This is a genomic window from Paraburkholderia sp. HP33-1 (assembly GCF_021390595.1).
Lineage (GTDB): Bacteria > Pseudomonadota > Gammaproteobacteria > Burkholderiales > Burkholderiaceae > Paraburkholderia.
The window spans coordinates 837,392-862,229 of the sequence record NZ_JAJEJR010000003.1 but is presented as its reverse complement, the minus strand read 5'-3'; the positions used below and the strand labels follow the sequence as shown (position 1 = coordinate 862,229).

Annotated in this window: 23 protein-coding genes and 4 pseudogenes; 17 read left to right on the top strand and 10 right to left on the bottom strand. The window is 60.1% G+C overall.

What is annotated here, in order from left to right:
• From L0U81_RS30895 to L0U81_RS30880, 4 genes are all read left to right on the top strand, one after another.
• Positions 1 to 1,614 (top strand): ABC transporter ATP-binding protein, encoded by a 1,614-nt coding sequence (locus L0U81_RS30895; protein WP_233809543.1) that lies wholly within the window; start codon positions 1 to 3, stop codon positions 1,612 to 1,614.
• 39 nt (positions 1,615 to 1,653) lie between these two features.
• Positions 1,654 to 2,316: a cysteine hydrolase family protein gene (locus L0U81_RS30890; RefSeq protein WP_233809541.1), complete on the top strand. Its 663-nt coding sequence runs from the start codon at positions 1,654 to 1,656 to the stop codon at positions 2,314 to 2,316.
• Positions 2,316 to 2,720, top strand: coding sequence for an oxalurate catabolism protein HpxZ (hpxZ, locus tag L0U81_RS30885; protein ID WP_233809539.1), 405 nt, complete (start codon positions 2,316 to 2,318; stop codon positions 2,718 to 2,720). The genes L0U81_RS30890 and hpxZ overlap by 1 nt, the downstream gene beginning before the upstream one ends.
• An 84-nt stretch (positions 2,721 to 2,804) precedes the next feature.
• Positions 2,805 to 3,542, top strand: a complete 738-nt coding sequence (locus L0U81_RS30880) for a GntR family transcriptional regulator (protein WP_233810083.1) — start codon at positions 2,805 to 2,807, stop codon at positions 3,540 to 3,542.
• Here the strand turns inward: L0U81_RS30880 and L0U81_RS30875 are convergent.
• Positions 3,539 to 3,784 (bottom strand): hypothetical protein, encoded by a 246-nt coding sequence (locus L0U81_RS30875; RefSeq protein ID WP_233809537.1) that lies wholly within the window; start codon positions 3,782 to 3,784, stop codon positions 3,539 to 3,541. The genes L0U81_RS30880 and L0U81_RS30875 overlap by 4 nt on opposite strands.
• A gap of 221 nt (positions 3,785 to 4,005) precedes the next feature.
• Between L0U81_RS30875 and L0U81_RS30870 the strand changes: the two genes are divergently transcribed.
• From L0U81_RS30870 to L0U81_RS30860, 3 genes are all read left to right on the top strand, one after another.
• Positions 4,006 to 5,043 (top strand): hypothetical protein, encoded by a 1,038-nt coding sequence (locus L0U81_RS30870; RefSeq protein ID WP_233809535.1) that lies wholly within the window; start codon positions 4,006 to 4,008, stop codon positions 5,041 to 5,043.
• A gap of 55 nt (positions 5,044 to 5,098) precedes the next feature.
• The gene (locus tag L0U81_RS30865; RefSeq protein WP_233809533.1) at positions 5,099 to 7,474 is read left to right on the top strand and encodes an alpha-amylase family glycosyl hydrolase; all 2,376 of its coding nucleotides are present in this window, start codon (positions 5,099 to 5,101) and stop codon (positions 7,472 to 7,474) included.
• A gap of 241 nt (positions 7,475 to 7,715) precedes the next feature.
• Complete coding sequence (locus tag L0U81_RS30860; protein WP_233809531.1) at positions 7,716 to 7,952, top strand: NAD(P)-binding domain-containing protein; 237 nt, start codon at positions 7,716 to 7,718, stop codon at positions 7,950 to 7,952.
• Between the two features lie 157 nt (positions 7,953 to 8,109).
• On the opposite strand, the gene L0U81_RS30855 is transcribed toward L0U81_RS30860, so the two are convergent.
• The 4 genes from L0U81_RS30855 to L0U81_RS30840 all read right to left on the bottom strand — a co-directional run bounded on the left by L0U81_RS30855 (position 8,110) and on the right by L0U81_RS30840 (position 13,158).
• The gene (locus tag L0U81_RS30855) at positions 8,110 to 9,906 is read right to left on the bottom strand and encodes a bifunctional diguanylate cyclase/phosphodiesterase (RefSeq protein ID WP_233809529.1); all 1,797 of its coding nucleotides are present in this window, start codon (positions 9,904 to 9,906) and stop codon (positions 8,110 to 8,112) included.
• Positions 9,907 to 10,166: 260 nt separating this feature from the next.
• Positions 10,167 to 11,042, bottom strand: a complete 876-nt coding sequence (locus L0U81_RS30850) for an amidohydrolase family protein (RefSeq protein ID WP_233810081.1) — start codon at positions 11,040 to 11,042, stop codon at positions 10,167 to 10,169.
• A 47-nt stretch (positions 11,043 to 11,089) separates the two neighbouring features.
• Positions 11,090 to 12,373 carry an MFS transporter gene (locus tag L0U81_RS30845; RefSeq protein ID WP_233809527.1) on the bottom strand — a complete coding sequence of 428 codons (1,284 nt, stop codon included), beginning with the start codon at positions 12,371 to 12,373 and terminating at the stop codon, positions 11,090 to 11,092.
• A gap of 62 nt (positions 12,374 to 12,435) precedes the next feature.
• Entirely contained in the window at positions 12,436 to 13,158 is a 723-nt protein-coding gene (locus tag L0U81_RS30840) for a GntR family transcriptional regulator (RefSeq protein ID WP_233809525.1), read from the bottom strand.
• Positions 13,159 to 13,300: 142 nt separating this feature from the next.
• On the opposite strand from L0U81_RS30840, the gene L0U81_RS30835 reads away from it, so the two are divergent.
• Positions 13,301 to 14,626, top strand: a complete 1,326-nt coding sequence (locus L0U81_RS30835) for an MFS transporter (RefSeq protein ID WP_233809523.1) — start codon at positions 13,301 to 13,303, stop codon at positions 14,624 to 14,626.
• 94 nt (positions 14,627 to 14,720) lie between these two features.
• Here the strand turns inward: L0U81_RS30835 and L0U81_RS30830 are convergent.
• Positions 14,721 to 14,876 (bottom strand): annotated as a pseudogene (locus tag L0U81_RS30830) (IS6 family transposase); the annotation flags it as partial.
• 407 nt (positions 14,877 to 15,283) lie between these two features.
• Here L0U81_RS30830 and L0U81_RS30825 point away from each other — a divergent pair.
• The gene (locus L0U81_RS30825; protein ID WP_233809521.1) at positions 15,284 to 15,526 is read left to right on the top strand and encodes a hypothetical protein; all 243 of its coding nucleotides are present in this window, start codon (positions 15,284 to 15,286) and stop codon (positions 15,524 to 15,526) included.
• A gap of 186 nt (positions 15,527 to 15,712) precedes the next feature.
• On the opposite strand, the gene L0U81_RS33905 is transcribed toward L0U81_RS30825, so the two are convergent.
• Both L0U81_RS33905 and L0U81_RS33900 read right to left on the bottom strand, forming a co-directional pair.
• A complete protein-coding gene (locus tag L0U81_RS33905; protein ID WP_442793470.1) occupies positions 15,713 to 15,856 on the bottom strand; it encodes a hypothetical protein in 144 nt (47 codons plus the stop codon).
• A gap of 107 nt (positions 15,857 to 15,963) precedes the next feature.
• Positions 15,964 to 16,179 (bottom strand): annotated as a pseudogene (locus tag L0U81_RS33900) (fimbria/pilus periplasmic chaperone); the annotation flags it as partial.
• Between L0U81_RS33900 and L0U81_RS33895 the strand changes: the two are divergent.
• The 7 genes and pseudogenes from L0U81_RS33895 to L0U81_RS30795 all read left to right on the top strand — a co-directional run.
• Positions 16,148 to 16,302 (top strand): annotated as a pseudogene (locus L0U81_RS33895) (ISAs1 family transposase); the annotation flags it as partial. The pseudogenes L0U81_RS33900 and L0U81_RS33895 overlap by 32 nt on opposite strands.
• A 146-nt stretch (positions 16,303 to 16,448) precedes the next feature.
• Positions 16,449 to 16,580, top strand: a complete 132-nt coding sequence (locus L0U81_RS33610; protein WP_267957348.1) for a hypothetical protein — start codon at positions 16,449 to 16,451, stop codon at positions 16,578 to 16,580.
• Complete coding sequence (locus tag L0U81_RS30815; RefSeq protein WP_326489891.1) at positions 16,558 to 16,851, top strand: ISAs1 family transposase; 294 nt, start codon at positions 16,558 to 16,560, stop codon at positions 16,849 to 16,851. Before L0U81_RS33610 ends, L0U81_RS30815 begins: the two co-directional genes overlap by 23 nt.
• A 342-nt stretch (positions 16,852 to 17,193) precedes the next feature.
• A complete protein-coding gene (locus L0U81_RS30810; RefSeq protein ID WP_233809517.1) occupies positions 17,194 to 17,739 on the top strand; it encodes a fimbrial protein in 546 nt (181 codons plus the stop codon).
• A 110-nt stretch (positions 17,740 to 17,849) separates the two neighbouring features.
• Positions 17,850 to 18,611, top strand: coding sequence for a fimbria/pilus periplasmic chaperone (locus tag L0U81_RS30805; protein WP_233809515.1), 762 nt, complete (start codon positions 17,850 to 17,852; stop codon positions 18,609 to 18,611).
• A 112-nt stretch (positions 18,612 to 18,723) separates the two neighbouring features.
• The gene (locus L0U81_RS30800) at positions 18,724 to 21,300 is read left to right on the top strand and encodes a fimbria/pilus outer membrane usher protein (RefSeq protein WP_233809513.1); all 2,577 of its coding nucleotides are present in this window, start codon (positions 18,724 to 18,726) and stop codon (positions 21,298 to 21,300) included.
• Between the two features lie 313 nt (positions 21,301 to 21,613).
• Complete coding sequence (locus L0U81_RS30795; protein ID WP_233809511.1) at positions 21,614 to 22,594, top strand: fimbrial protein; 981 nt, start codon at positions 21,614 to 21,616, stop codon at positions 22,592 to 22,594.
• Positions 22,595 to 22,950: 356 nt separating this feature from the next.
• Here the strand turns inward: L0U81_RS30795 and L0U81_RS30790 are convergent.
• Positions 22,951 to 23,259, bottom strand: a pseudogene (locus tag L0U81_RS30790) (ArsR/SmtB family transcription factor); the annotation flags it as partial.
• A gap of 128 nt (positions 23,260 to 23,387) precedes the next feature.
• Between L0U81_RS30790 and L0U81_RS30785 the strand changes: the two are divergent.
• Positions 23,388 to 24,638, top strand: coding sequence for an OmpP1/FadL family transporter (locus tag L0U81_RS30785; RefSeq protein ID WP_233809509.1), 1,251 nt, complete (start codon positions 23,388 to 23,390; stop codon positions 24,636 to 24,638).
• A 38-nt stretch (positions 24,639 to 24,676) separates the two neighbouring features.
• On the opposite strand, the gene L0U81_RS33890 is transcribed toward L0U81_RS30785, so the two are convergent.
• On the bottom strand, positions 24,677 to 24,823 hold the full coding sequence (locus L0U81_RS33890; RefSeq protein ID WP_442793469.1) for a DUF7661 family protein: 147 nt from the start codon (positions 24,821 to 24,823) through the stop codon (positions 24,677 to 24,679).
• Between the last annotated feature and the right edge of the window lie 15 nt (positions 24,824 to 24,838).

Sequence of the window (24,838 nt, the reverse complement as noted above, 5' to 3'; positions counted from 1 at the left end):
ATGGCCACCGCGACGCGCGCGCTCGGTGTCGAGGTGATCGGCGCGAGCAAATCATTCGGTGCGTTCCGCGCACTCGACGACGTCACGCTCAAGGTGGCGCCAGGAACCGTCCACGCCCTGCTCGGGGAAAACGGCGCGGGCAAGAGTACGCTCGTGAAGGGTCTCGTCGGCTACGGCGTGCTCGATCAGGGCGCGATTCGGGCCGACGGGCGCGAAGTGCACATTACGTCCCCGCGCGATGCCCAGGCGCTCGGCATCGGCATGGTCTACCAGCATTTCACGCTCGCGGCGGGGCTTAGCGTCGAGGAGAACCTGCTTCTCGCGCGCGGCAAGCTGCCATGGAAGATCGACTGGCCGGCCGAGCGCGCGGCGCTCGACGCGTTCATGCGCCGCATGCCGTTTCGACTTGAACTCGACGCACCGGTGTCATCGCTCGCGGCGGGAGAAAAACAAAAACTCGAAATCCTCAAGCAACTGTACCTGGAACAACGCTTCCTGATCCTCGACGAGCCGACATCCGTGCTCACCCCTCAGGAAGCCGACGAAGTGCTTGGCTTGATGCGTGCGCTGGCCTCACGCGGAGACCTCACGGTATTGATGATCACGCACAAGTTCCGCGAGGTGATGGCCTATGCCGACAGCGTGACCGTGCTGCGCAAAGGGCGATTCGTCGGCACCTGTGCCGTTGCCGATACCGACCGTGACCGGCTGGCCGCGTGGATGATGGGCGACGACGCGAGCGTCGAAACGCGTGAGGGCGCCGCCGAAGACGCCGGCGAGATACGGCTTGCGCGCCGGCAGCGCTCGCCGGATGCGCCGGTACGGCTCGCGCTGTCGAAGCTCTCGGTCGTCGACGACCGCGGCCACGCCGCCGTGCGTGAGGCAACGTTAAGCGTGTGTGCAGGAGAGATACTCGGGCTCGCGGGCATCTCGGGCAACGGCCAGAAGGAACTGATCGAAGCGCTGGTTGGCCAGCGCAAGGTTCAGTCGGGTGGGATGAGCGTAGAGGGCGCGCCGTATGCCGCGACACGTGAAGAGATGACCCGCATGCGGGTGTTCGCGCTACCCGAAGAGCCGCTGCGCAACGCGTGCGTTGCAGGCATGAGCGTGGCCGAGAACATGGCGTCGCGGGATTTCGACCGCGCGCCGCTGCGGCGCGGTGGATGGTGGCTCGACCGTCGCGCGATGCGCTCGCGCGCCGAGCGCTTGATCGCGGAGTTCAATGTGCGGCCACCGCTGCCCGAGCGCGCCATCGGCACGCTTTCTGGTGGCAACGTGCAGCGCGCCGTACTGGCGCGCGAGCTTGGTCAGGACGTCAACGTCCTGATCGTCGCGAATCCCGTGTTCGGACTCGACTTTGCCTCTGTCGCGGACATTCATGCCCGCATTCTCGCTGCACGAGATGCCGGTGCAGCTGTCCTGCTCGTGAGCGAAGACCTCGACGAGCTGATGGAACTCGCCGACTGTATCGTCGTGATGGCCGGAGGACGTCTCGTCTACGAGACCGCTGCAAGCGAGGCCGACCGCGTGGTGCTTGGGCGTCACATGGCGGGTCATGGCGATGAGGGCAGCCCACAGACGGCCGAGCCCGCAGTGCTGCACGCGAGCGCCTGAGCGACGCCTGAACGACAAGACAAAGGGGAAACGAAAGCGATGACTACCGTCGCGCGGGCGAAACCCGCTCCGTTCACTTTCGATGCGCGCCATACGGCGCTCATCGTCATCGACATGCAACGCGACTTCATCGAGCCCGGTGGCTTTGGCGAAGCGCTGGGCAACGACGTTTCGCTGCTTTCAGGCATCGTGCCGACGGTCGCGCGGCTGATCGCGCATGCGCGCTCGGCGGGATGGCAGCTCGTGCATACGCGCGAATCGCACGCTCCTGACCTTAGCGACTGCCCGCCGGCCAAACGGCTGCGCGGCAAGCCGAATGCGCGCATTGGCGACGAAGGACCAATGGGCCGGATCCTGATTCGCGGCGAGCCCGGCAACGCCATTGTCGATACGCTGCAGCCACTCGACGGCGAACTCGTCATCGACAAGCCCGGCAAAGGCGCTTTCTACGCGACCCGGCTCGGCGAGGAGCTGTCGATGCGAGGCATTACGCACCTCGTGTTCGCGGGCGTGACGACCGAGGTCTGCGTACAGACCTCCATGCGCGAAGCAAACGATCGAGGCTACGAGTGCCTGCTGATCGAGGATGCAACGGCGAGCTACATTCCCGCGTTTCGCGACGCCACGATTGCGATGATTCATTCGCAGGGCGGCATCGTCGGCTGGACCGCTCCGCTCGACGCCCTGCTGGAGGCAGCCTGATGGCGCTGGAACTGAACCGTCCCGAGGTCGTTGCGCAGGTGGAAGCGGCTTTCGAGGCATATGAGTGCGCGCTGATCGACAACGACGTCGATACGATGAATGCACTCTTCTGGGATGCGCCCGAGACCGTACGCTACGGCATTGCCGAGATCCAGCATGGTGGCGAGGCCGTCCGCCGCTGGCGGGAGACGTGCGCACCGGTACCACGCTCGCGGCGGTTGCATCGCACCGTGGTGACGACGTTCGGCGCCGACTACGCAACGGTGAGCACCGAGTTCACGAGCGACGCAACACCTTTGACGGGCCGCCAGATGCAGACCTGGGCGCGCCTGCGCGAACCCAACGATGCGTTTGGCGGCTGGGCGATCGTCGCTGCTCACGTAAGCCTCATCGAGCCCGTCTAAGGGCCGATAATAAGGAACCGGCCTTCGTCGCCCGACATGGCAACGATGCGCCGCAAAACTCTCGACGTTTTCTACAGTCAACTCATGGACGACTTGCCCGAAGTGGACGCCGATACCTCAGCAGCATCTGGCACGAAGGTGGCCTATAGCGCGAACCCGCTTGCAGAACAGGTGTATCTGCTGATCAAGCAGGACATCTTCAACTTTCGACTGTTTCCTGGCGACCGCTTTTCCGAAAACGACATTGCCCAGCACTACGGCGTATCTCGCACACCTATGCGCGACGCGCTGTTCCGTCTGCTGCGCGAAGGGTATCTCGAGGTGGGATTCCGGCGTGGCTGGAAAGTTTGCGAGATCGACTTCAATCGGCTCGACCAGCTCTATGACCTGCGCATCGTACTCGAGCTGGCGGCGATCGAGCGGCTCTCCGGCGCTCCCCACGACGTCATGAACGAGCTGCGGGCCATATGGTGCGTCGACGAGGGCGACCGCGAAAGCAATCCGGCCACGATGTTCGCGCTGGACGAGGGCTTTCATCGCGGTCTCGTAAGTGCCGCCGGCAACAATGAAATGCTGCGCGTGCATAACGAGGTGACTGAGCGCATCCGCATCGTGCGGCGGCTGGATTTTCTCAAGGCGCATCGCACGAGCGCGACCTATGACGAGCATTCGAAGATGCTCAACCTCATCGATCGCGGCAAGTTCGGCGAAGCAGGCATCCTGTTGCGCGCCCACATCACGCAAAGCAAGCTGGAAGTGCGCAAGATCACGCTGTCGATGCTCGCAACCGCGCGCAATGAGAAGCTGCCGTTCGTCAGTTAGTCCCGGTGGCCTGTGGCGGCCTGGTCTTCATCCGAGGGTTGTGGTGCAAATTCGGTAGGCGGGCAAAAAATGGCACCCGGTCGTTGCGTCTTCTGCTGCATGACCATTGCTCGCGATCCGACGTGGCTACCTTGGCAGACCTCGTACATCAGCAGATCAGAAGTCCAATAGACCTTGCCCGTATCGAGCGAGACATAGGCTTTATGCTCCGTTGGCGGCGCGTAGCTGACGAAGTCCAGCAAGCTTCGATCAAACGGGCGTGGAATAGCTGGCGCAATTCGCTTTGGTTATGTCCGCAGAGCATCCATACAGCGCCCTTTGCCGACTCATACGACGGACTATCATCCCAATTGATCGCCCACGTGGCATAGCACTTGTTATTTGCCCCGCTCCCAATACCAACGCCTCGGCGCTACTCCGCGGTTCGAAGACTCGCGCGTGCTGTTTGCTCGTAGGAGTTCGCATGACCAATGACACAGCGTTCGCTCTAGCCGGTCTCGGCGGGTTCAACGCGCACGGTGCCGGATTTCTGCAAGCCGCCGTCGACAATGATTTCCGCCCCGACCTCGTCACTGCCACCAGCGGTCAGATACTCGTTCTTGCCAATTACCTGAGCGGCGAGAAGGATCTCCGCGACGGCTTGATCACTCCGGGCATTGCAGACAATCCCTATGCGCAACTGCAAATCGCGCTGTTTGGTTATCCCGGAGTTTTCAAAACCGCCTATAGCGATGCGTTCCAGAGACTTCTGACTCCTCCGTCGTTCAGTGAAAGCATCGTCGACATCTTCGCCGATCGCCTGCTGCCTGCCCAACAGTACATACCTGCAAGGCCCGACAAAGTGATCGAGCATGTGGTGGAAATCTTCAACTCGAGCGGCACGGGCGTGGTGTTCAACGCATACGATCCCATCTCAGGCAACGGTGTGCTCTATGGAAACGACGCGGCGCGTAAGCGCATGGACCCGCACAGTGCCATTCCAATTCCGCCGAAACCTCATCCTACTGACATACGATACGCGCCCGAAGGAAAATTCGACTCCCCTATCCTTCCTGTCACGGCGCAAGCCGTCAAGTCCGCTCTCTGGCTCTCGCTCTACGGTTTTGGCGGCTTGCCGGGCGGCCAGATGGACGGCGCTTATCACCGATCGTGCATTGTTTCGGAGCTCCACAATTTCCGCTGCGTGATCGTTGTGCGCCCGCTTGCCGACGGATGGCTGAACGCACGACTGCCACGCAGCTGGTTCGATGTGCAGGACTGGCAATGTGAAATGTGGTTCTCAGTAGGCTACAAAGCGGAAGTCGATGCGATGAAGCGGATTAACCAACTCATTCGTGACGGCTTCATCACGAATTCAAAGTTCAAAATCGTCGAACTGCACGAGATCGAACCGCCTACCCCGGCTGGCTATTTCAACTTTTTCGTCGAGCGCGAGGATGTTTTCGAAGGTGCTCGGGTACGCGGCGATGCCCTGTTCAAGCGGTTGCGCAATAAAGACTAGCGACCCGCAAATCAGATCGGCGTGTGTTCTGTTGGCCCGTCAGGCAGGCATTGAGATGAGGACGCAGACCGTAACCTTCGAGTATCACCCGGGACGCGCCGACATCAGGTTCAGCGCCGTCCGCTTATGGGGAAGCTGGGATCAGCATGGCGTGCCGTCGGCTAACTGGACCTGCACGAACATGGTCGAAGTGCAGGCGGCCGCAGGCGCGAAGTACTGGCAAGCCACGGTCGAGTTCGCGCCTGAATCGGTGGGATCGACGTTCCGCTGGGGAGCCAAAGCTGACGGACCAGCCGGCGATGATGTGTGGGCGATCGCTGCCGAAGTCGACGACGAGAGCTGCACCGACCGGGTACTTTCGTTCGCGCTGGACGTCAGGCAGTCAACGCAAATCTACCGCCTCACGTGGTGCGACCTGCTCGGTGTCCAACGGCAACAGCGTGCGGATACCGCCGACGGTATAGTTTTCTCGGCATGGGCACCCAACGCCCGTAACGTATCCCTGGTGCTCGCCGATCCCAAAACCGGGTACGTATCCGACGACGGCACCGGTGCGCTTAATACCATAGCGATGGAAAAAGAGGACGGCGGAATTTGGCGTGTCGGATCAGTTACCTCGCCCTCTCTCCAGTCATTCGAAGCACTCGTCGGCCGGCCATACATGTTTGAGATCGTAAAGGACGACGGGACCAACGCGTTTCGCAGCGATATCTGGTCGCTCATGCAGATCGGCGCAGGCGATTTCGACCCGCAAGGCGCGCACTATGCGGGACCGCCGCAAGCGCTCGACGGCCCCAAGAGCTGCTCTGTGGTGTGTGATCCGTCCAGGGTTACCAGCGGTCCTGCTGGTGAAGTGGAGGCTGGCCGCTTCTGGGCCGACGAGTTCGATGAAACCCGGCCATTGCCTAACCGTATCGAAGATCTTGTGATTTACGAGTTGCATGTAGGCGCATTAGGTTTCGCTCATGCAGGGCCGGGCACGCTTGATGACGCCGCCGCGTTCGTGGACCATCTTGTCAGCGTGGGCGTTAACGCAGTCGAACTGCTTCCCATCGCCGAGTTCGACAAGGAAGCCAACTGGGGCTACGGGACATCCCATTTCTTCGCGATAGATCAGGCCGCAGGCGGCACGGACCGCATCAAGAAATTCGTCAAGGCCTGCCATCGCCAGGGCATCGCGGTCATTCTCGACGTCTGCTACAACCATCTGGATGCGGACGCCGAGCGGGCCGAGTGGGCCTACGATTCAAACGATCCCACGCGAAACATCTACTACTGGTACGAGGGCAATCCAGCCGACTACGCGAATCCGAGCGGCGGCTACATCGATAACCTGTCGTCAGGCTGGGCGCCGCGCTTCGATGTGGAGGCGGTTCGGCAACTCTTCATTTCAAGCGCGGCGTTTCTGGTTTCAGTCTGCCACGTCGACGGATTCCGGCTCGATCAAACCAGTTCGATCCACCAGTACCCTACTCTGCACGCAAACGGACAACCCGCTGGCCGCGCCGCAGCCTTCGGCGTCAAGTTTCTGAAACAGTGGACCCGAACCATGCGGCTCATCAAGCCAAACCTGTTTCTTTGCGCCGAGGATTACTCCGGCTGGTCCGCATTGACCGAGCCTAGCCTCGCAGGTAACGGCCTTGGATTCGACGCGACCTGGTTCGCCGATTTTCACCATAATCTGGTGGAATTCAAGGACGGCCCACAGGCACAGCTAGTGAAAATGGCCGGATACGGAGACGATCGCCCTCTTTCAATGACATCATTTGCCGGCGCGCTCGGGGCGAGCGGGACCGCCAAAGTCGTGTACAACGAATCCCATGACGACGTCGGCAATCGGGACGGCTCAGCCCGCACGATCGTGACGGCAGTCAATGGTGCGCCTCTGATCGGCGCCACACGGGTGTGGGCCGAGGCGCGCGTCCGCTTCGCGGCGGCCATGACGCTGCTGTCCGCGGGAACGCCGATGTTCTTCATGGGAGAGGAAGTGGGCGCGGCGAAGCCCTATCGCTATAACGACTTCCTCGACAACAGGGAAGACATCGCCGGCCTCGCGGCGGGCTCCGGCACACGGCTTTTCGCCTTTTACACCGCGCTCGTTGGGCTCAGCGTCAAGCACGGCGCGTTCCGTTCGAGAAGCATCGAGGTCTCGGTCATCCATGACATCAATCGCATCATCGCGTTTCACCGCTGGGACGACGCCGGCGAGTTTCTGGTGATCGGTTCACTCGGCAACGCGCCGTATGAATCTGGCTATTGGCTAACCGGGGATCGTCTTCGCAATACCTCTTGGCGCGAGGTATTCAACAGTGACGCGATCGAGTACGGCGGCCAGAATGTCAGCAATGGCACAGCCCAATTGCGCTCAACGGGCGACGCATTGAACGTGGTCCTGCCCGCATGTGCAGTTGTCGTTCTGCAACGGACCTGATGCGGATCGCCCTGAACAGGTTGCTGCCGCTGTTTGAAAAGGCATTTCGCCGTCGCAAGCGCCCGGCGTGACAAGGCCACCGCGCGCCGCTACTTCCTGTCCGGCATCGAAAGCGCACATGATCCACAAGGGGTAATGCGACCTGCTTCGACGTCAACACACTGTCAACATCCCCGGCATTGATCGTACCGGACACCTCACGTAAATTCTTCTCCACGGAAACTCAACAAGGAGAAGCGAAGTGCAAATCACGGTGGTCGGGTATGGGAATGTCGGCACGGCAATGGTCAAGCAGTTGACCGCTCCCGGTCACAAGGTCGAAGTCACCGGCCGCAAGCTTGAAGGCGCGGAAAAAGTGGCCGCGCAATATGGAGCAAAAAGCACTTCGCTGGTTAGCGCTGCGAAAGAGGCCGAACTCGTCGTGCTCGCCGATGATCCCCGGCTTCGGCAAGAACGGCGTCGTCCAGCAACGTTATGAAGCGCGCGATCAGGCCGTTGACGATACGCGCGGCAACTTCAGGATCGCCATGGCGGCGGTGCCGCGCTTGTGATGATGCGCTCGGGCGCAGTGTGTGCGTGCATGCGCTGCGCCTTCGATCAAAAATCGCGGGCCGACAATTCACGCGGCGTTGAGACTAGCCATAGGCACCGTCAACGCCATCGGGGTGCGCCACGCAGGTCTGGTTCCGCCCGCGCCGTTTGGCGGTATAAAGCGCCCGGTCAGCCGCCTCCACCAGACCGCTTCCATCGCCGCCATCGGCTGCTCGTTGCACCGCAACGCCAAGGCTGACGGTGACAATGCCAGTGCCGCTTGCCGCGTGGGGAATCCGCAGATTTTCAACACCCTGCCGGATGCGCTCGGCGACTACCAGCGCGCCCTGCTGGTCGGTTTCCTTCAGAATCAATCCGAATTCTTCGCCCCCGTAGCGGGCCACTACGTCTGAGGGACGTCTGGCCGAAGAGGCGATAGTCTGCGCAATCGCGCGCAGACACTCATCGCCAGCCCGGTGGCCGTAGTGATCGTTGTAGCTTTTGTAGGCGTCGACATCGGCCATCACAACCGCCACGAAACCGCGCTGGTCGGTCCGGGCCTCCTTTCTCCATTGGAATGCCAGTTCGCGGTCGAAGTGCCGACGGTTGAACAGACCTGTCAGGCCGTCGCGGAAGGCGAGTCCGTGCAGTTCTACTCGCTCATCTGCGAGGCGTTGCTCCGCCACTTTGCGCTCCGTTATGTCATGCGCTGTGGCCGTGAGCGCCTCCGGTTTGCCGGAAAACGCGTTAATGACGGGGCGAAGGTACGTTTCCATCCACAGGACACGGCCATCCGGACGCCGGAAGCGACTGACCTGGTATGCCTCGGTCGCGCCCGTTCCCAGGTTCTCAATGACCATGGCCAGTGCATGGCGGTCGTCGGACAGAACGAGGTCCGGATAACGCGTCCCGATGAGGCCGTCGGGGGCAATCCCTATCACCGCAGTCGCACGCGGCGAAACGTAGGTGAGCGTGCCGTCGAGGGTCATGCTCATGACGATATCGGTCGCGTTCTCCGCGAGAATTCGATATCGCCGCTCACCCTCACGAAGTAGCGCGATGAGGCGGTTCCGTTGGGCCTGGGTCGCGCTGATAGGTAACGCGATGCCAAGCGCGGCCACAAGGAAAAGCTGCAGCGCGAAGATGCGGCCCTGCATGCTTTGATAGGGAAGCATCCAGAGCGGTCCTGACCCGTGCATCGTGAACGACACCGCGATGGTCAGGCACAGCAGCAAACCAACCAGTACACCGGCGAGGTCGGCGAGAAAGGCGAGCAGCACGATCGGCGGGAGCGCCCAGTACAGCAGTTCGAAGCGGCTTTGCCCGAATACGCCTGCCGTGACGACACAAACCAGAAGCAGCAGAAAAGCTGTTTTCCAGCGGCGGTCGGCACGCAGAAGATGGGTCACTTCCCCGGTCCACACGACTACGGCCGCCGGCGTGAAAATGGCGAGACTCAGGGCATCTGAGACGAACCAGTTGGCCAGATTCGGTAGCTGGTACCCGGTCAGTTGACCACGCAGCAGGGTCGTCGCAACCAGCCCGGACGCGATGGGCGCGACCAGGACGCCACCGGTCAGAAATCGGACGAGCGCCCTCGGACGAATCAGTTCGGCGACGGTCGAGATACCTGGGGCAAACAAAAACGCCACTAATACCTCGAGGATATCGGCGGACGAATAGGAGAAAGCCACCCGCAGGCTTTCTCCAAACAATAGATTGGCAGCGAGATTGCCGAGCACACCGCCGGCAAACACCCAATGTCGCTGCCTCGGCGGCGCCACCATCATTTGTGCAAGCAGGACTGCATTGGTCAACCAGATAGGCGCGATTTCGCCAGCCATGGTCTTGAGTATCCCGCTCGCAAGACACGCGACTGTCGTCACCGCGAGTGCCAGCATTAACACCCCGACGTCCCTGGTCCAGCGAAACGATGGTAGCTTGCCGACAGTTGCCCTATACCCCGGAGTTGGTCCCTCGGATGGCTGCTCCATTTGTTATCTCTCAGTTTTTTTATTGTTTCGAATCCGGTCGTGCGCCCTTCCGGATCTCGTCGACCACAAACGACAGGGCGGCCATCTTTTCCAACAGATGCGATCGCCGTCCAGAGCGGTCATGTTGAATCATCCGTCGGCCCAGCACATCGTAGACCCCAACAAACTCACATGACATCAAACATGTAAAGCTTCGCGGGCGTGTCCGCGATTATCGCCCGGCGCTCGTTTTGATCAGGAAGAATCGCATGCAGCAGGTCGAGCGTGCGCGCAAAATTCACCTGTGTCTCGAATTGCGTATGGGGCCAGTCGCTGCCCCACATCAGACGGTCCACGCTGAATGCCTTCGTCAGAAGCTTAACCGCCCCGTGCACATGATCGTGGTCATGCCCCGGATTCTGCCAGTTTCGATAGGCAGCCGATACCTTCACCCACACGCGCTGTGTGTCCCCAAGTTCGAGAAGACGGCGAAAGCCCGGATCATCTATGCCTTGAGTCGGGTCAGGCCTGCCGAAATGATCGACCACGACGTTCATGCCTTCATCCAGAAGCGGTCGGACAATGCGCTCGAGACGTGCCGCTTCGGCGTGCACTTCGACATGCCATCCAAGTTCCCGGATATGCGTGAGCGTTTGCGCGCTCGCCCAGCGATGCAATGGCAAATCGGCATGCCCGATCAGATTCAGCCGGATACCGACGATTCCCGCACGCGCCATCGCCGTCAACGTGTCACGTCCGCAGTCCGGCTCGATGACGGCGACGCCGCGAAGCCGTTCAGGCGCGCGACGTAACGCGTCGAGCAGATAACTGCAATCGGTGCCGAGAAAGCTGGGCTGCACCAATACACCGTGCGACACGCCGTGTTCATCCAGTTGCGCCAGGTAAGTATCGAGCGGCGCATCGTAGTCGGGTGCGTACCGGCGCTGTCGGGCGAGCGACAAGCCGCGCTCGAATACATGTGCATGCGCATCAATCGACGCGATAAGGGAAGGACGATGCACCGCCAGTGTTTGACTCGCGTCCGGACCCTGCTTCTCCATCATTGATGTTCCTCTATCATCCTTCAGCGACCTCGTGACAACGGTCTTCTTCAATGCCTGTGCGCCTCCATCAGACCGCCTGCATGCCCTGCTTCAGGCGCGACTTCACCGAGGGCGCGGCCGCGCGTTTCCGGCAGCATCAGTACGGACAGCACCACGATCGCGTAAGCCAACCCTGCATCGATGCCGATGGCCGTTCCGAGCGACATGTTCGCCGACATGTGGCCCACGAGCACCGGAAAGCCTGCCGACACGACGCGGCCGAAGTTATAGCAAAAGCCGACGCCGGTGCCGCGGATGCCACGCGGATAGAGCTCGGTGAACAGCGCGCCCATGCTCGCCGGAATCCCCGCTGCGAAGAAACCGAGCGGAAAGCCGAAGAACAGCATTGCAGTGTTGCCGAGTGGCAGGAACAGATAAGCGACGACAGTCAGCACGCAGCAGATGGCAAACAGGAGGATGGTCTTGCGTCGCCCGATACGGTCGAGCATTTGGGCGCTCGCGAGACACCCGCAAAAGAATGCGACGATCACAACGGCGAGATAGCCTCCCGTGCCGAGCACGGACAGATGGCGTTCGGTCTTCAGAAACGTCGGAAGCCAGGTCATCAGCGCGTAGTATCCGCCATGCGCGCCGACACCGAGTAATGCGCCAATGAGCGTCATGCGCAGCACTTGCGGAGAAAAGATGCCGACGCCCGGTCCAGATGTCCGTGCATCCTGTTGATGCGCTACGCGCGCGAGCGGCGCTGGCTCCTGCACGCCACGTCGAACATAGAGGATCAGTAGCGCCGGCAGGATGCCGATCGCGAACATCGCGCGCCACGCCAACGCGCCGGGTAGCACCGAGAACATCAGCGCATAGAGGAGCACCGCCGCTCCCCAACCGACGGCCCATGCGCTCTGTACGCTGCCCATCGCCTTGCCGCGATGCTCGTTGCGAATCGTTTCGGCCATCAGCACGGCGCCAGCCGCCCACTCTCCGCCAAAACCGAAGCCCTGCAAGGTCTTCAGGATCAGAAACTGTGGATAGTTCTGCGCGAACGCACAGAGAAACGTGAACACGGAGAAGAACGCGACCGTCCATTGCAGCGTTTTGACGCGTCCGAGCCGGTCGGACAACATGCCCGCCACCCACCCGCCAAGCGCGGACGCCACCAGCGTGGCTCCGCTCACCAGTCCCGCTTGCGTGCGGCTGATCGACCATTCCGCGACGATGGCCGGAATCACGAGACTGAACATCTGCACATCGAGTGAATCGAGTGCCCATCCTCCGAAGCACGCCCAGAACGTGCGTCGTTCACTGCCGGATATTTCGCTAAACCACTTGAACATTGCTGTCTCCTGCGATCGCGATCCGTTCGTGAGGATCGGCATTTTGTTATTAGGGGCGAGCGTCAGCGGATCTCGGCCTGATAGATGAACTCGCTGGCGGGACCGCGCGAACGCCGCCATTCGAGTGGTTGCCTGTCGTATCCGTACGCGAGTCGCTCGATCACCACGGCGGGCGTGCCCGGCTCGATGCGCAAGAGCCGGGCGTGCAGCGGATCGATCGCTTCTACGGTCAGTGTTTCGGTCGCAGAGGCCACGACCTGGTTGCAGTGCGCCTCGTACACGGGATAGAGCAGGTCGCCGATCTCCGTCAGCTCAAGTTGCGCGAACGCCGCAAAGCGGACGTACGGCAGCCATATCTCCTCGGCGAGCATCGGCACGCCGTCGATCAGACGAAGACGCGACATCTGGATGACCCGCGCGTTATTCGATATCTGCAATGTCGCAGCGACGGCGGATGGTGCATCGACGACCTCGCGGCGCAGGATGCGGCTCTCGGGAATGCGCCGCTCGCCCTGCCGCGTCTGGAAACGAAAGAAGCGGAACAGCGAGCTGTCGAAGGTGGCGCGGCGAACGAACGTCCCCCTGCCCTGGAAGCGCTCGAGCAAGCCCTCCGCGACGAGCAGATCCACCGCCTTGCGGACCGTGCCTACAGCCACGTCATGGCTTTTGGCGAGCGCCTGCTCGGTGGGAATGGCTTCACCCGGCCGCCAGTGGCGGGCCGCGATCAGCGCCACCATTTCATCGCGCAGGCGCTGGTAGCGCGGCAGCCGGTCACTGGCGTGCATCTTCGTCTCCTTCGATATTCATATATATGATTGCATGAGTCAGCTTTCTATCGACCTAGTATTAACCCTTGCTTTCCCCATATTAGAACGGATAGCGGGTTAATACCCATTGCCTGTCTTGGCAAGTCAACAAAACATATATATGAATTTCAACCGGAGACCTTCTGTGAATTCAACCCCGCCCTCCGAGCAGGCTGTCGTGAAGAAAATTGCGTGGCGGCTCATGCCGCTTCTCATCGTGATGTTCCTGATCGCCTTCATCGACAGACAGAACGTCGGCTTCGCCAAGCTGCAGATGGTGCATGCGCTCGGGATGTCCGAAGCGTCATATGGCCTGGGAGCTTCGCTTTTCTTCATCGGCTACCTGATATTCGAAGTGCCAAGCACGCTCGCGTTGCATCGCTACGGCGCGCGCCTGTGGCTCGCGCGGATCATGGTGACGTGGGGCGCCGTCACGGTGGCAATGGCCTTCACGCATTCGATGGGCCTCTTCTACGTGTTGCGGTTCGCACTGGGCATTGCCGAAGCCGGCTTCTATCCTGGCGTGATCTTTTATCTGACGCTGTGGTTTCCGCAGAGCCATCGCACGCGCATGCTGGGCTTCTTCACGCTTGGCAGCGCGCTCGCCAATATGCTCGGCTCGCTCGCCGGCGGTTTGCTGCTGTCGCTCGATGGCAGCCTCGGTCTGGCTGGCTGGCAGTGGGTGTTCGTGGCAACGGGCACACCGGCTATCGTCATCGCGTTGATCGCGTTGCGCTATCTGCCGGAATCGGTCGAGCATGCGCCGTTTCTTTCCGGCGCTGAAAAGAACCTGATGGTGGCTGCGCTCAAGCGTGAGGCGCCAGCCGAAGCCGTTTCTGAACATCCGTGGCGCGCGCTCGTCGACAAGCGCGTGCTGATGTTCGCATGCGGCTACATGATGATGTCGACGTCGCTCTACGGCGTGACCTACTGGATGCCGACGCTTCTGAAGAGTGGCGGTGTCTCGCATTCAATGAATGGGTTGCTCAACATGATTCCCTGGATGCTCTCCGCGCTACTCCTGCTCTGGCTGCCGGCGAAGCTCAAGCACGAAAGCGTCGTGCTCAAGGCAATGACGGCGGTGGCGAGTGTTGGCGTCATCGGCTTCGCGCTGAGCCTCGTGCTGCCGGGCCTGCCGCTGCGATTCGCTGCGCTCGTCCTGGGCGGCGCGTGCATCCCGCTGCTGTATCCGTGTTTCTGGTCACTGCCTCCGCGTTACTTCACGGGCGCCCGCGCGGCGGCGAGTATCGCGGCAATCAATTCGATTGGTAACCTGGGCGGCTTCTTTGCGCAGAACCTGATGCCCTACATCGGAAAACTGGCCGGCAACACGAGCGCGCCAATGCTTGTGCCCGTCGTCTGTCTGACGCTGCTCGGCACGGGTATGTCGGTCGCGTGGGCATCGAGTGGTCGCGGCGCGCGTGCGCGTGTCGCAACTGGGCAATAAGAAGAATGCGACTTGCGCGATTGTGTCGCGATACGGCAGGCAAGGCGATGAAGTTGTGTCATGGCAAGGATTGCTTACATAACCAACCAATAGATTATCTGTTCGCGGCAGTTCGCCCGACGCAATCAGCTTTCATCCGCTCTTTCCTGTTCACATGCATCGTTTCGATGCCTGATCGAATGATGCGGGCGCAGCGACAATTCCTGATTTCCTTCGTTGGCCTGGTTCGGCGTTTGGTGGCCCAATGGTCCGGCTTCTGCGTCTTGTCAGACTGGAATGCCAAAACCAATTCTCCACAGGATGTCCTCGACCCTCTGCGCAGCGGTCTGCGTCGTCGCTGCCTTGAGCGGCGTCCGGTTGCCGAGCAGGGGATGAGGCGTGTTCAGGAACGTTTCGGCGTCGGGCCCGGACAGGTGCTACAAAGCATCTAGCAACGCACACTTCCGGTCGGCTTGCCGCGCGAGACGCTTGCCGCTGGCGAAAAATTCGGCTTCCGTGTCGATATCCTTCGTCATTGTCTCTCCCACGATGTTTCAGTCCACCGCGTCACTGCGGATTCCGAGGCGATTAACTTAAACTCGCTGGCCTCCACGATTGCCGGTTCGGTTCAGTGACGGTGTGTATGTGCAGACAGGAAAAGGTATATGTCGAATCGACATGGTCACAATCAATGGGGGCCTGTGGTACCAAACTGATGTGATCGGCGCGTTTCCCCTGCGCGAAATGGCGATCTGCATCCCGGCGTCGATTCCTCTTCATCTTTTCATTCCGCGATGCTGTCCGATCAGACATCGCATGAAAACTGAGGCGCCGGATTTACGAATAGCTCGCACGGATAAGACGAAATACGAAGCTCGCGCCGTCGTTCGTCAGGTATCCATAGGTATCGTGGATCTCTAAGCGATGAGTAAAAAAACGTACGATAGACACGTCGGCTCATTTCCACCAGCGGCAGGGGCGACTCAAATGGCACTTTGGCGGCCAAGTGGCCACTACCCTTCAAGCGCCCTGGATACAACGCCCCACGCTTCGTTCATCCCGAACGCTGTACCGCGCGAAGCCTGCGGTCCGCAATCCATACAATTGTTATGGGCCAACCGTCACATTTCGTTCATCGGCTACCGGATTGCCATCATCGCCGATGAGCGAAAATAGCACTTTTGCATTTTCACCCGGGTTGGCATGTAGTGTGTCAGGATCGAAAGAGGCGCTGAAAAACGGGGCGACCATACCAGCGTGGGCTTCTTGCGACGCATTCGCCAGCTTGACCTCGGCGGCGCCCCTGAATTGATGAGGCTCAGACTCGTCTGATCGCCTTGACCCATGCGAAAAACAGGCGGCAGCACGATGGTCGGTGCCTTCGACTCCTGTGGCACCGAATTGAAGTCGCCGTCATCCACCCATACCTGAACGTGTACCGGATAGTTGTCGACATTGAACAGCTGCAGGGACTGTTCAGTGGCACCCACTGCGAACGTCACCCACGACCGCAGCGGCCTGAGCGCTCCATATAGCCAATGGCAGGTACGCACTGTCGAGAAAAGCAACGACATCACCGCAATTCCCGAACTGCTCGATGTGCTCATGCTCAGGGGGCAATCGTGACAATTGACGCGATGGGCTGCCAACAATAGATCGCGCGCAAGATTGTCGATGCGGGCGCAGAGTACGTGCTGTAGGTAAAGGGAAACCAGCCGACGCTGCAGGCGACCATGCGCGAACCGCTCGAGATCGCTGCACACGAGCCGCAGAAATTTGGGGAAGCGAATACCGTGAAGTCGAGAAAGGCCACGGACGTATCGAGACGCGCCGCGACATCGCGATGGCCTGCCTGAAGCCTCTGGGTGCACCGCTGTCGCCGCGTGCGCAATCGATCGCCCTTGTGAAGGCGACTCGCGAGATCGGCGACACCGTATCGGTCGAACGTCGCTATTACGTCGCGACGTTGCTCTGACGCAAAGGTTATCGCCCACGCGGTCCGGTCTCACTGGGCAATCGAGAATGACGTGCACTGGTCGCTGGACGTCTCCTTTGGTGAGGACCAGTGTCGCGTGCGCGTGAACAATGCCGCACAGAACTTTGCCACCCTGTCGAGCATTGCAATGAACCTGCTGCGACAGGAAAAAGCAGCCAAAGACGGCCTGGAAATCCCGCGCATGCTCGCCTGCGCAAACGACCGATACCTCGCTCAACTCCTTGGCTGGCAAGCCTTCCAGACAATCTAAAACATCGATTAACGTTTCATGAGATGGCCCTGTACACCGTCTTTGGACCTGTCCGTTGTTGACGCTCAAATAGGACCAGCCCGATCGACCAGACTGGTCGTAGCCGACATAATTTGCTTCGAGATCGGCACACAACTTAAGCGTAACTTTCTCGACCTTGATCGAACCTGCAACCTTCGTGAAATCTGGATTATTCAATCTTAATTCACGCGATTTGGCGGTGGTGCTGTGCAGGTTGCGCGATAGGGAAGAAAGATTACAGGCTTAACCGGTTTCCGTGAGGGCGGGCAACTGCATGCCCTCAATCAATCAACTTATTTTTTACACATTGTAGGACTACTTATGAAATTCAATCGCTTTGGAATTATCGCTGCAGCAGTTGCAATGGTCGCGGCCTTGCCGATGGCCTCGCACGCTGCTGACGGCACTATTACCTTCAACGGCTCCATCACCGCTCAGACGTGCAACATCAACGGTAATGGCTCTGGCTCGATGGATTTCGTAGTGCCGATGGTGACGGTATCTGCATCGGCGTTGGACGTCGCAGGCAAGACCGCTGGCCGCAAGCCGTTCGACATCTCGCTGACGGGCTGCACGCCTGATTCGGGCAACGTTCACACGTACTTTGAACCGGGTCCGACGACCGACGCTGCCACTGGCAACCTGGTGCTGGATGCGGGCGGCGCGGACAACGTCCAGATCGGCCTGCTGAACGATGACTTCAGCCCGATCAAGGTCGGTTTTGCCGATGCTTCGCAGAACTCCAAGTCGGTCGCCATCGCCAACGGCGCGGCAACGCTCAAGTACCACGCTGAGTACGTGGCAACCGGTGCAGCGACTGCCGGCGCGGCCAATTCGAGCGTGATGTACTCGCTCGCATATCAGTAATCAGCCTTAGAGCTCTGCCTTAGAGCTCTGCCTCAGAGCTCTGTCGCGGAGCGAACTCATGGTCGCTCCGCGCTTTTCCGCTTTTTTCGTACTTACCGACCCGCACTAACATGAAACAATCGATCAAGACTCTTCTGACTACCGGTGTCCTCGCGCTTGGATTCGCGAGTGCGCTGCAGGCGCAGGCTTCCGTTGTCATTGCCGGCACGCGGGTCATCTACAACGCCGGCGATACCGAGCAGACCATCAAGCTGACCAACGACGGCAAATCGCCGGCTTTGACGCAAGCCTGGCTGGACAAAGGTGATCCGAAGGCTGCGCCATCCGCCATCGATGTGCCCTTTACCATCACTCCGCCGTTCGCACGCGTCGACCCAGGCAAGGGGCAGACCTTGCGCATCCTGTACACCGGCGAGCCGTTGCCGCAGGACAAGGAATCGGTATTCTGGCTCAACGTCCTTGAAATACCACCCAAAGCGACTGCCAATGAAGCCGACGTCAACAAGCTGCAAATGGCGTTCCGCTCCCGCATCAAGATGTTTTTCCGTCCAGCTGGCCTGAAAGGCAACGCAGGCGAAGCGCCTGCACAGATTAGCTGGCGTGTGGTCAAGACTGACAATCGCGCCGCACTCGAAGCCTACAACCCGACGCCCTACCACGTGTCGTTCGCGACGCTGGAACTGACAGGCGGCGGCAAGACCGCGAAGTTTGAAGACGGTGGCATGGTCGGGCCGGGTGAAACCCGGGACTTCCCGCTCTCGGGCGAAGTGTTCCAGGGCGCTGACGCAAAGGTGCGTTATCACGCCATCAACGACTACGGCGGCCCTACCAAAGGCGAGTCGATGCTGAACGCAGCACCGCAAACGAAGTAACTCAATAGCAGTCGGCTTTGTCCGGCTGCCCATCTCTACAAGGCACCCTCCGTTGAAAATGCTGCGCGAAGCGGCAGGGGAGGGACTTTTCTGACGTTTGGAGTCGGCGGCAGTGCAACAAAGACAATTTCGTCCCTTTCCTTCACGGTTGTCCCCTGTCGGCGCGGTGGTGTTGATGCTCTTCACCAGTGCCGGGGCGTGGGGTGCTGCCTCTGAGTCCAGTGCTTCCTTCCAACTGGCCGAAGTCGAATTCAGCGACCAGTTTATTCAGCAGCCAGGCGGCGCGCGCGTCGACCTCAGCCGCTTCAACAAGGGCAACGTGGCGCTGCCTGGCGACTACCGGGTCGACCTGTACGTCAACGGCGCCTGGCTTGGCCGCTCGGAGGTGCAGGTGCGCCAGGTGGGCACCAACAGCAGCGACGTGCAGGCGTGCTTCGATCGCGCGCTGCTGGAGCGCGTTGGCGTGGACCTGATGAAGTTGCCGGCTGAGACGACCGCGCGTCTGGACGAAGGCACCGATGCCTGCATGACGCTGCCGTCACTGATTCAGGACGCTACCGCGACGTTCGACAACGGGGAACTGCGGCTCGATGTGACCGTGCCTCAGATAGCGCTCGCCCGCCAGGCGCGCGGCTATGTCGAACCGCGCTACTGGGACGATGGCGTGCCCGCCGCCCTCCTGCAATACAACGCCAACGCTTACCATTCCAATTCGTACGGGGTGAGTTCTACCCAGAGCTTTGTGGGACTGAATGCCGGCATCAACGTCGGACCCTGGCGTTTCCGCCATAACGGCAACCTGACCTCAGGTAACGACACTGGCACCCATTATCAGAGCGTGCAGACCAACCTGCAGCGTTCGATTGCGCCGCTCAAGAGTCAGCTGACCATCGGCGATGCGTTCACCGATGGTGCCGTTTTCGACAGCGTCGGCTTCCGGGGTGTGCAGCTGGCCAGCGACGATCGCATGTACCCGGAGTCGCAGCGCGGCTACGCACCGGTCGTCCGCGGCATTGCTAACAGCAACGCGCGCGTGGAGATTCGCCAGAACGGCAACCTCATCTATGAAACGACGGTGGCGCCCGGGGCTTTCGAGATCAACGATCTCTACGCCACCGGCTACGGTGGCGACCTCACCGTGGTGGTCACCGAAGCCGACGGCAGTGCCCATACTTCCACGGTGCCGTACGCGGCTGCTGTGAACTCACTGCGCCCCGGCGTTACGCGCTTTAATGTAACAGCCGGTCAGTACCGCAATCCAACGGTGAACATCCATCCGGTGCTGTTCCAAGGAACGGTCCAGCATGGCTTTACCAATCTGATCACAGGCTATGGCGGCATCGTAGCCTCGGAGGGCTACATGGCTGCGCAGGTTGGCGCCGCACTGAATACGAATTTTGGCGCCTTTGGCCTCGACGTCACCCAGTCCGCCACCCGCCTGGACCATCAGCCCAACCGCAACGGCCAGAGTCTTCGCTTGAGCTACAGCAAGCTGGTCGAGCCTACCAACACCAACCTGTCCGTGGCGGCTTACCGCTACTCGAGCCGCGGTTACCTGGGGCTCGCTGACGCCATGGCATTGCGCGACCTCGATCAGCACAACATGGGCTATGCGGCTAACAGCATCCAGCGCGGTCGCATGCAGATCACGGTGAACCAGGACCTGCCCGCGGGCTATGGCTCGTTTTACCTCACCGGTTCCACGCAGAACTACTGGGACCGCAGTGGTACGGACACGCAGTTGCAGGCCGGCTACAACAACACCTACAAGCGGATTAACTACAACCTGGCGTTCTCGCGTCAACAGGACACTACTACGCGCAAATGGGACAACCGTGTGATGATGACTGTCGGCATTCCGCTTGGCACGGGTGCGCACGCACCGCGCTCGACCACCTCCCTGCAGGGCGGCGGGAACTCGGGTACCACCGTGCAGCAGAACGTGTCAGGCACACTCGGCGCCGATAACACCTTTGCATATGGCCTGAACGCCGGTCACAGCAGCGGTGGCAACGTGAGCAGCAACACCACGGCGGGCGCCAACGTCTCCTACACTTCGCCGGTTGCCACGTTCACCGGCAATACCAGCAAGAGCAGCGCCTATACGCAGGCCGGCGTTGGTGTGAGCGGCGGCATCGTCGCGTATTCGGGCGGAGTTGCCTTCACGCCAATGATGAGCGACACACTGGCGATCGTAGAAGCGCAGGATGCGGCCGGCGCGCGCGTGGCCAACAGCAGCGGCGTGCGCGTCGACCCGTGGGGTCACGCCATTGTGTCGACCCTGAGTCCGTTCGCCAGTAACCAGATCGAGATCGATCCAAAGGGTCTGCCGATCAATGTGGAATTGAAGTCGACCCAGCAGTCAGTCGCACCGACCGCGGGCGCCGTGGTGCGGCTCAAGTTCGAAACGGAGAACACCGGGCACGCCGCGATCCTGGGCATCCGGACTGCCGACGGTAATCCGGTGCCGTTCGGCGCGCAGTTGACGACCGAGCAAGGAGAGAACATTGGCACCGTCGCGCAGGCAGGTCGAGGTATTGCGCGTGGCCTGAAGAGCGACACTGGCCGCCTGCTCGTGAACTGGGGCGACAGCGAAGCCGAGCGTTGCTGGGTCGATTACTCGTTGCCGAAAGCGGACGCGAAAAGCAGCGCTTCATACAGTGTGGTCGATGTCGTATGCAAATCGTAGCGCGCGCCTGATGTTATTTCAGTCGATATACATGCTGATTTTTATTTCGCGAAATGAATATCTAGTCCGGCATTGATCGATGATTTTTGAAGATTGATTCATATCGGATCTGGAGAAAGAAATGACCGCAAACCACTTTAATCTTTTGTGCATGACGATGAATTGCTGGAATGCCTCAATACGAAACTGACCCGGCCCCGAAGTCCGGTTGGCATGCCAGCGGAAAATTCCAGGGCGGATCGCTCTGGAATAGCTCGGCACAACGTCACCCAGTGATTTCGCCTGATCACAACTTATCGCGCAGGACTGGTTTATGAAGAAATTGATTCAAATATTTTTAGGCATTTTGATCGTCGCCTGTTCATCTGGCGTCCACGCAGCGTGCTTAATCTCTGGCGTAGGCTCGATGTGGCTTACTTCAGCCCCTCCGGTTATTGACCCCGGCAATTCACAGCCTGGTACGGTTCTGTTTTCCAGTGTCTTGACGCCAGCAAACCGCACCACGATATTGTTTAAGGGATGTACTCAACTCACCGCAACCGGCACTGGCGCTAAAGGGCCGTATAACACCTTCTCGACGGGAATTCCGGGTGTCGGCGTGCGCTTTTCATGGCCGGGCTTTGGGGGAGCAGGCTATTTTCCCGTGACTAGGAATGTGTCGGATCCGTACACCTTGGACCCTGCATATCTGAGCAATCCAACCTTTGAGTTGGTTCAGACCGACACGATTAAGCCGGGAAACTATTCCTTAGGCCAACTTGTGTTTGGAGTCTCGGGCGGGGGCGACGTGGCTTACTTCTACATTGGTCAAGGTATCAATAGCAATCTTCCTGTCGTAATCAAACAGCGTCCGACCTGCGGCGTCACCACTCCTTCGATCCAGGTGCCTTTAGGCAGCGTCCCGCTCAAGAGCTTTTCCGGCGTGGGGAGTACATCGCCGATCCAGCCTTCGTTCAACATCGCCCTGTCTTGCGCGGGCGGTAGCGACGGAGTCGTGACGAGCGTCTACACAACGTTGACCGACCAGACCAATCCAGCCAATGAGTCGAACACGCTGTCATTAAGTGCAAGTTCGACGGCAAGCGGGATCGGTATCCAGGTGCTCAACGGTAATAACGTCATCAGCTACGGGCCGGATTCAGCCGTAGTCGGGAACCCTAACCAGTGGCTAGCGGGCAGCACCGGAAACGGGGCTTTCAATATTCCGTTGACGGCGCGCTATGTGCAAACCGCGCCTAACGTGACAGCCGGAACAGCAAACGGGATAGCCACGTTCACAATGAGCTATCAGTAACATGTGCGCCGGTCTTGCCGCGCGGCACTGCCGGCAGGCGTGACAGGGGTGCGCCTGAACCGGCCGCATGCGGATGCCCTTCCCCTGCGCGCGCTGCCCATCGTGCGGCGCGCGAACGCGCTGGGCCTCGGAGCGCCCGACGCCATTGTGGAACACACCGAAGATGCGCCGCGTCGACGCCCGGCTTGACGACCTGAGGCGCCTTCGAGCGGCGCGTGCTCGCCGATGCCAGCGCCAGATCGAAGCGTGCTTCGCGTTTCCGTAACGTCGTTCGCCGGATTCAAGCACGCGGTTGACACAAATGCGAAGTCGGTGACAGCACCGGACGCGCCGCGTTTCCCAGCTCTGTTTCCGTCGCAGAACGGTTCATAAAGCACGGCCATTGCAGCAAGCGCCTGTGCGCTTGCCACCGAGTAGAACATGTTCCTGCTTTCGCGGCGCACACTGACCAGACCATTTTCGCGCAGTACAGCCAGTCGCTGGGACAGGCTCGGCTGGCGAATGCCAAGCTGCGCCTCCAGTCCACCGACGGACAGCTCCTCCTCGGATAAGCGGCACATGGCTAGCAAGCGATCCGGATTGGTAAGTACCTTGAGCAGAGTACAAGCTTGTAATGCCCCAGCCTGCAAGGCGCGATGGTCAAGGGAGGATTCGGGAGAACTCATCGAAGAAGACGATTTATCGTTCGAATAATCTATTGGAAGCTTATGTGAAATGCTTGGTTTGAGGTGCGAGCCAAGGTGAATAGACTCTGTCCCCGCTAGAAATTCCAAAACACTATTCGGGGAAACACATGAGACTACAAGGGACCGCTCGCGCACTCACTGCCATCGTCGCGGCAGCACCGGGCTTTGCGTCGGCCACCAACGGCTATTTTTCCAACGGCTATGGCGTTGCGTCGCAGGGTATGGCTGGCGTAGGCATTGGCCTGCCACAGGATGCACTTGCCGCAGCTGCCAACCCCGCAGGCATTGCCTTCGTTGGCAACCGTGTTGATGGCGGCATCAGCCTCTTTCTGCCAAAGCGCGGCGCAGAGATATCGGGCAACGGTTACGGCGCCGACGGCGACTACGACCGCAACAATCGCTCGATCTTCGCGCTGCCCGAATTCGGCGTGACGTACCAGTTCCTGCCGAACGCGTATGCGGGTCTCGCACTGTATGCAAACGGAGGGCTCGACACCGGCTACGCCCATAATCCGTATCGGGCGTTCGGCGCCAGTGGGTCTGCAGGTGTCGATCTCGAGCAGCTGTTTCTTTCTCCGACGATTGCCTACAGACTGTTCGATCGGCACGCGTTCGGCATCGGCCTGAACATCGCGTATCAACGCTTCACGGCAAGCGGGCTGCAGCCATTTACCGGCATGTCGGTCGCGCCGGGCAATGTAACCGATCAGGGTGCCGATTCGACGGTTGGGGTTGGCGTACACATTGGTTATACCGGTGAAATCACACCGACACTGACCGTCGGCGTGACGTGGGCGTCGAAGATTCACGGCAGGTTCGACAAATACAAAGGTCTCTTCGCGGATGGCGGCTCATTCGACATCCCGGAGAACTACGGCATCGGGTTTTCCTGGAAGATCACGCCGGCATGGACGGTCGCGGCCGACTTTCAGCGCATTCTGTACGGCAACGTGAATTCGATCGCGAATCCGCTCGCCAACCTGTTTGCAGGCAATGCGTTGGGATCGTCCAACGGCCCGGGTTTTGGCTGGCGCAATACGAACGTAATCAAGATCGGCACCAGCTACGATGTGACCAGCCATCTGACGGTCCGTGCAGGCTATAGCCATTCGAGCCAGCCGGTGGCCAGTAGGCAAACATTCATGAACATCCTCGCACCGGGTGTCGTACAGGATCAGGCGACGCTCGGCGCCACCTGGAAGACCGATGCGAAGACATCGTTCGGCCTCTTCTACGGACATGCGTTCAAGAAGACGGTAAGCGGCGACAACTCGATTCCCGCTGCCTTCGGAGGCGGCAATGCGAATGTCCATCTAGCCGAAGACGTGGTCGGCGTTTCGCTCGGCAAGCAATTCTGAGTCTCGCCATCAGGCGCCGTCGAGCTCAAGTTCCAGATTTATCCGTGCCACCACCTGGCGAATCTGAAAAAATCGGCACGTCGGCGTTTCCCCTCCTGTCCGAGATAAAAAGCGACCCAGTCGCCATCGACATTCGCAATCGCGACGGTTCGTCCGAAGACATCGAATTGATACTCCTCTCCCATGCTTGCCCTCAGTCC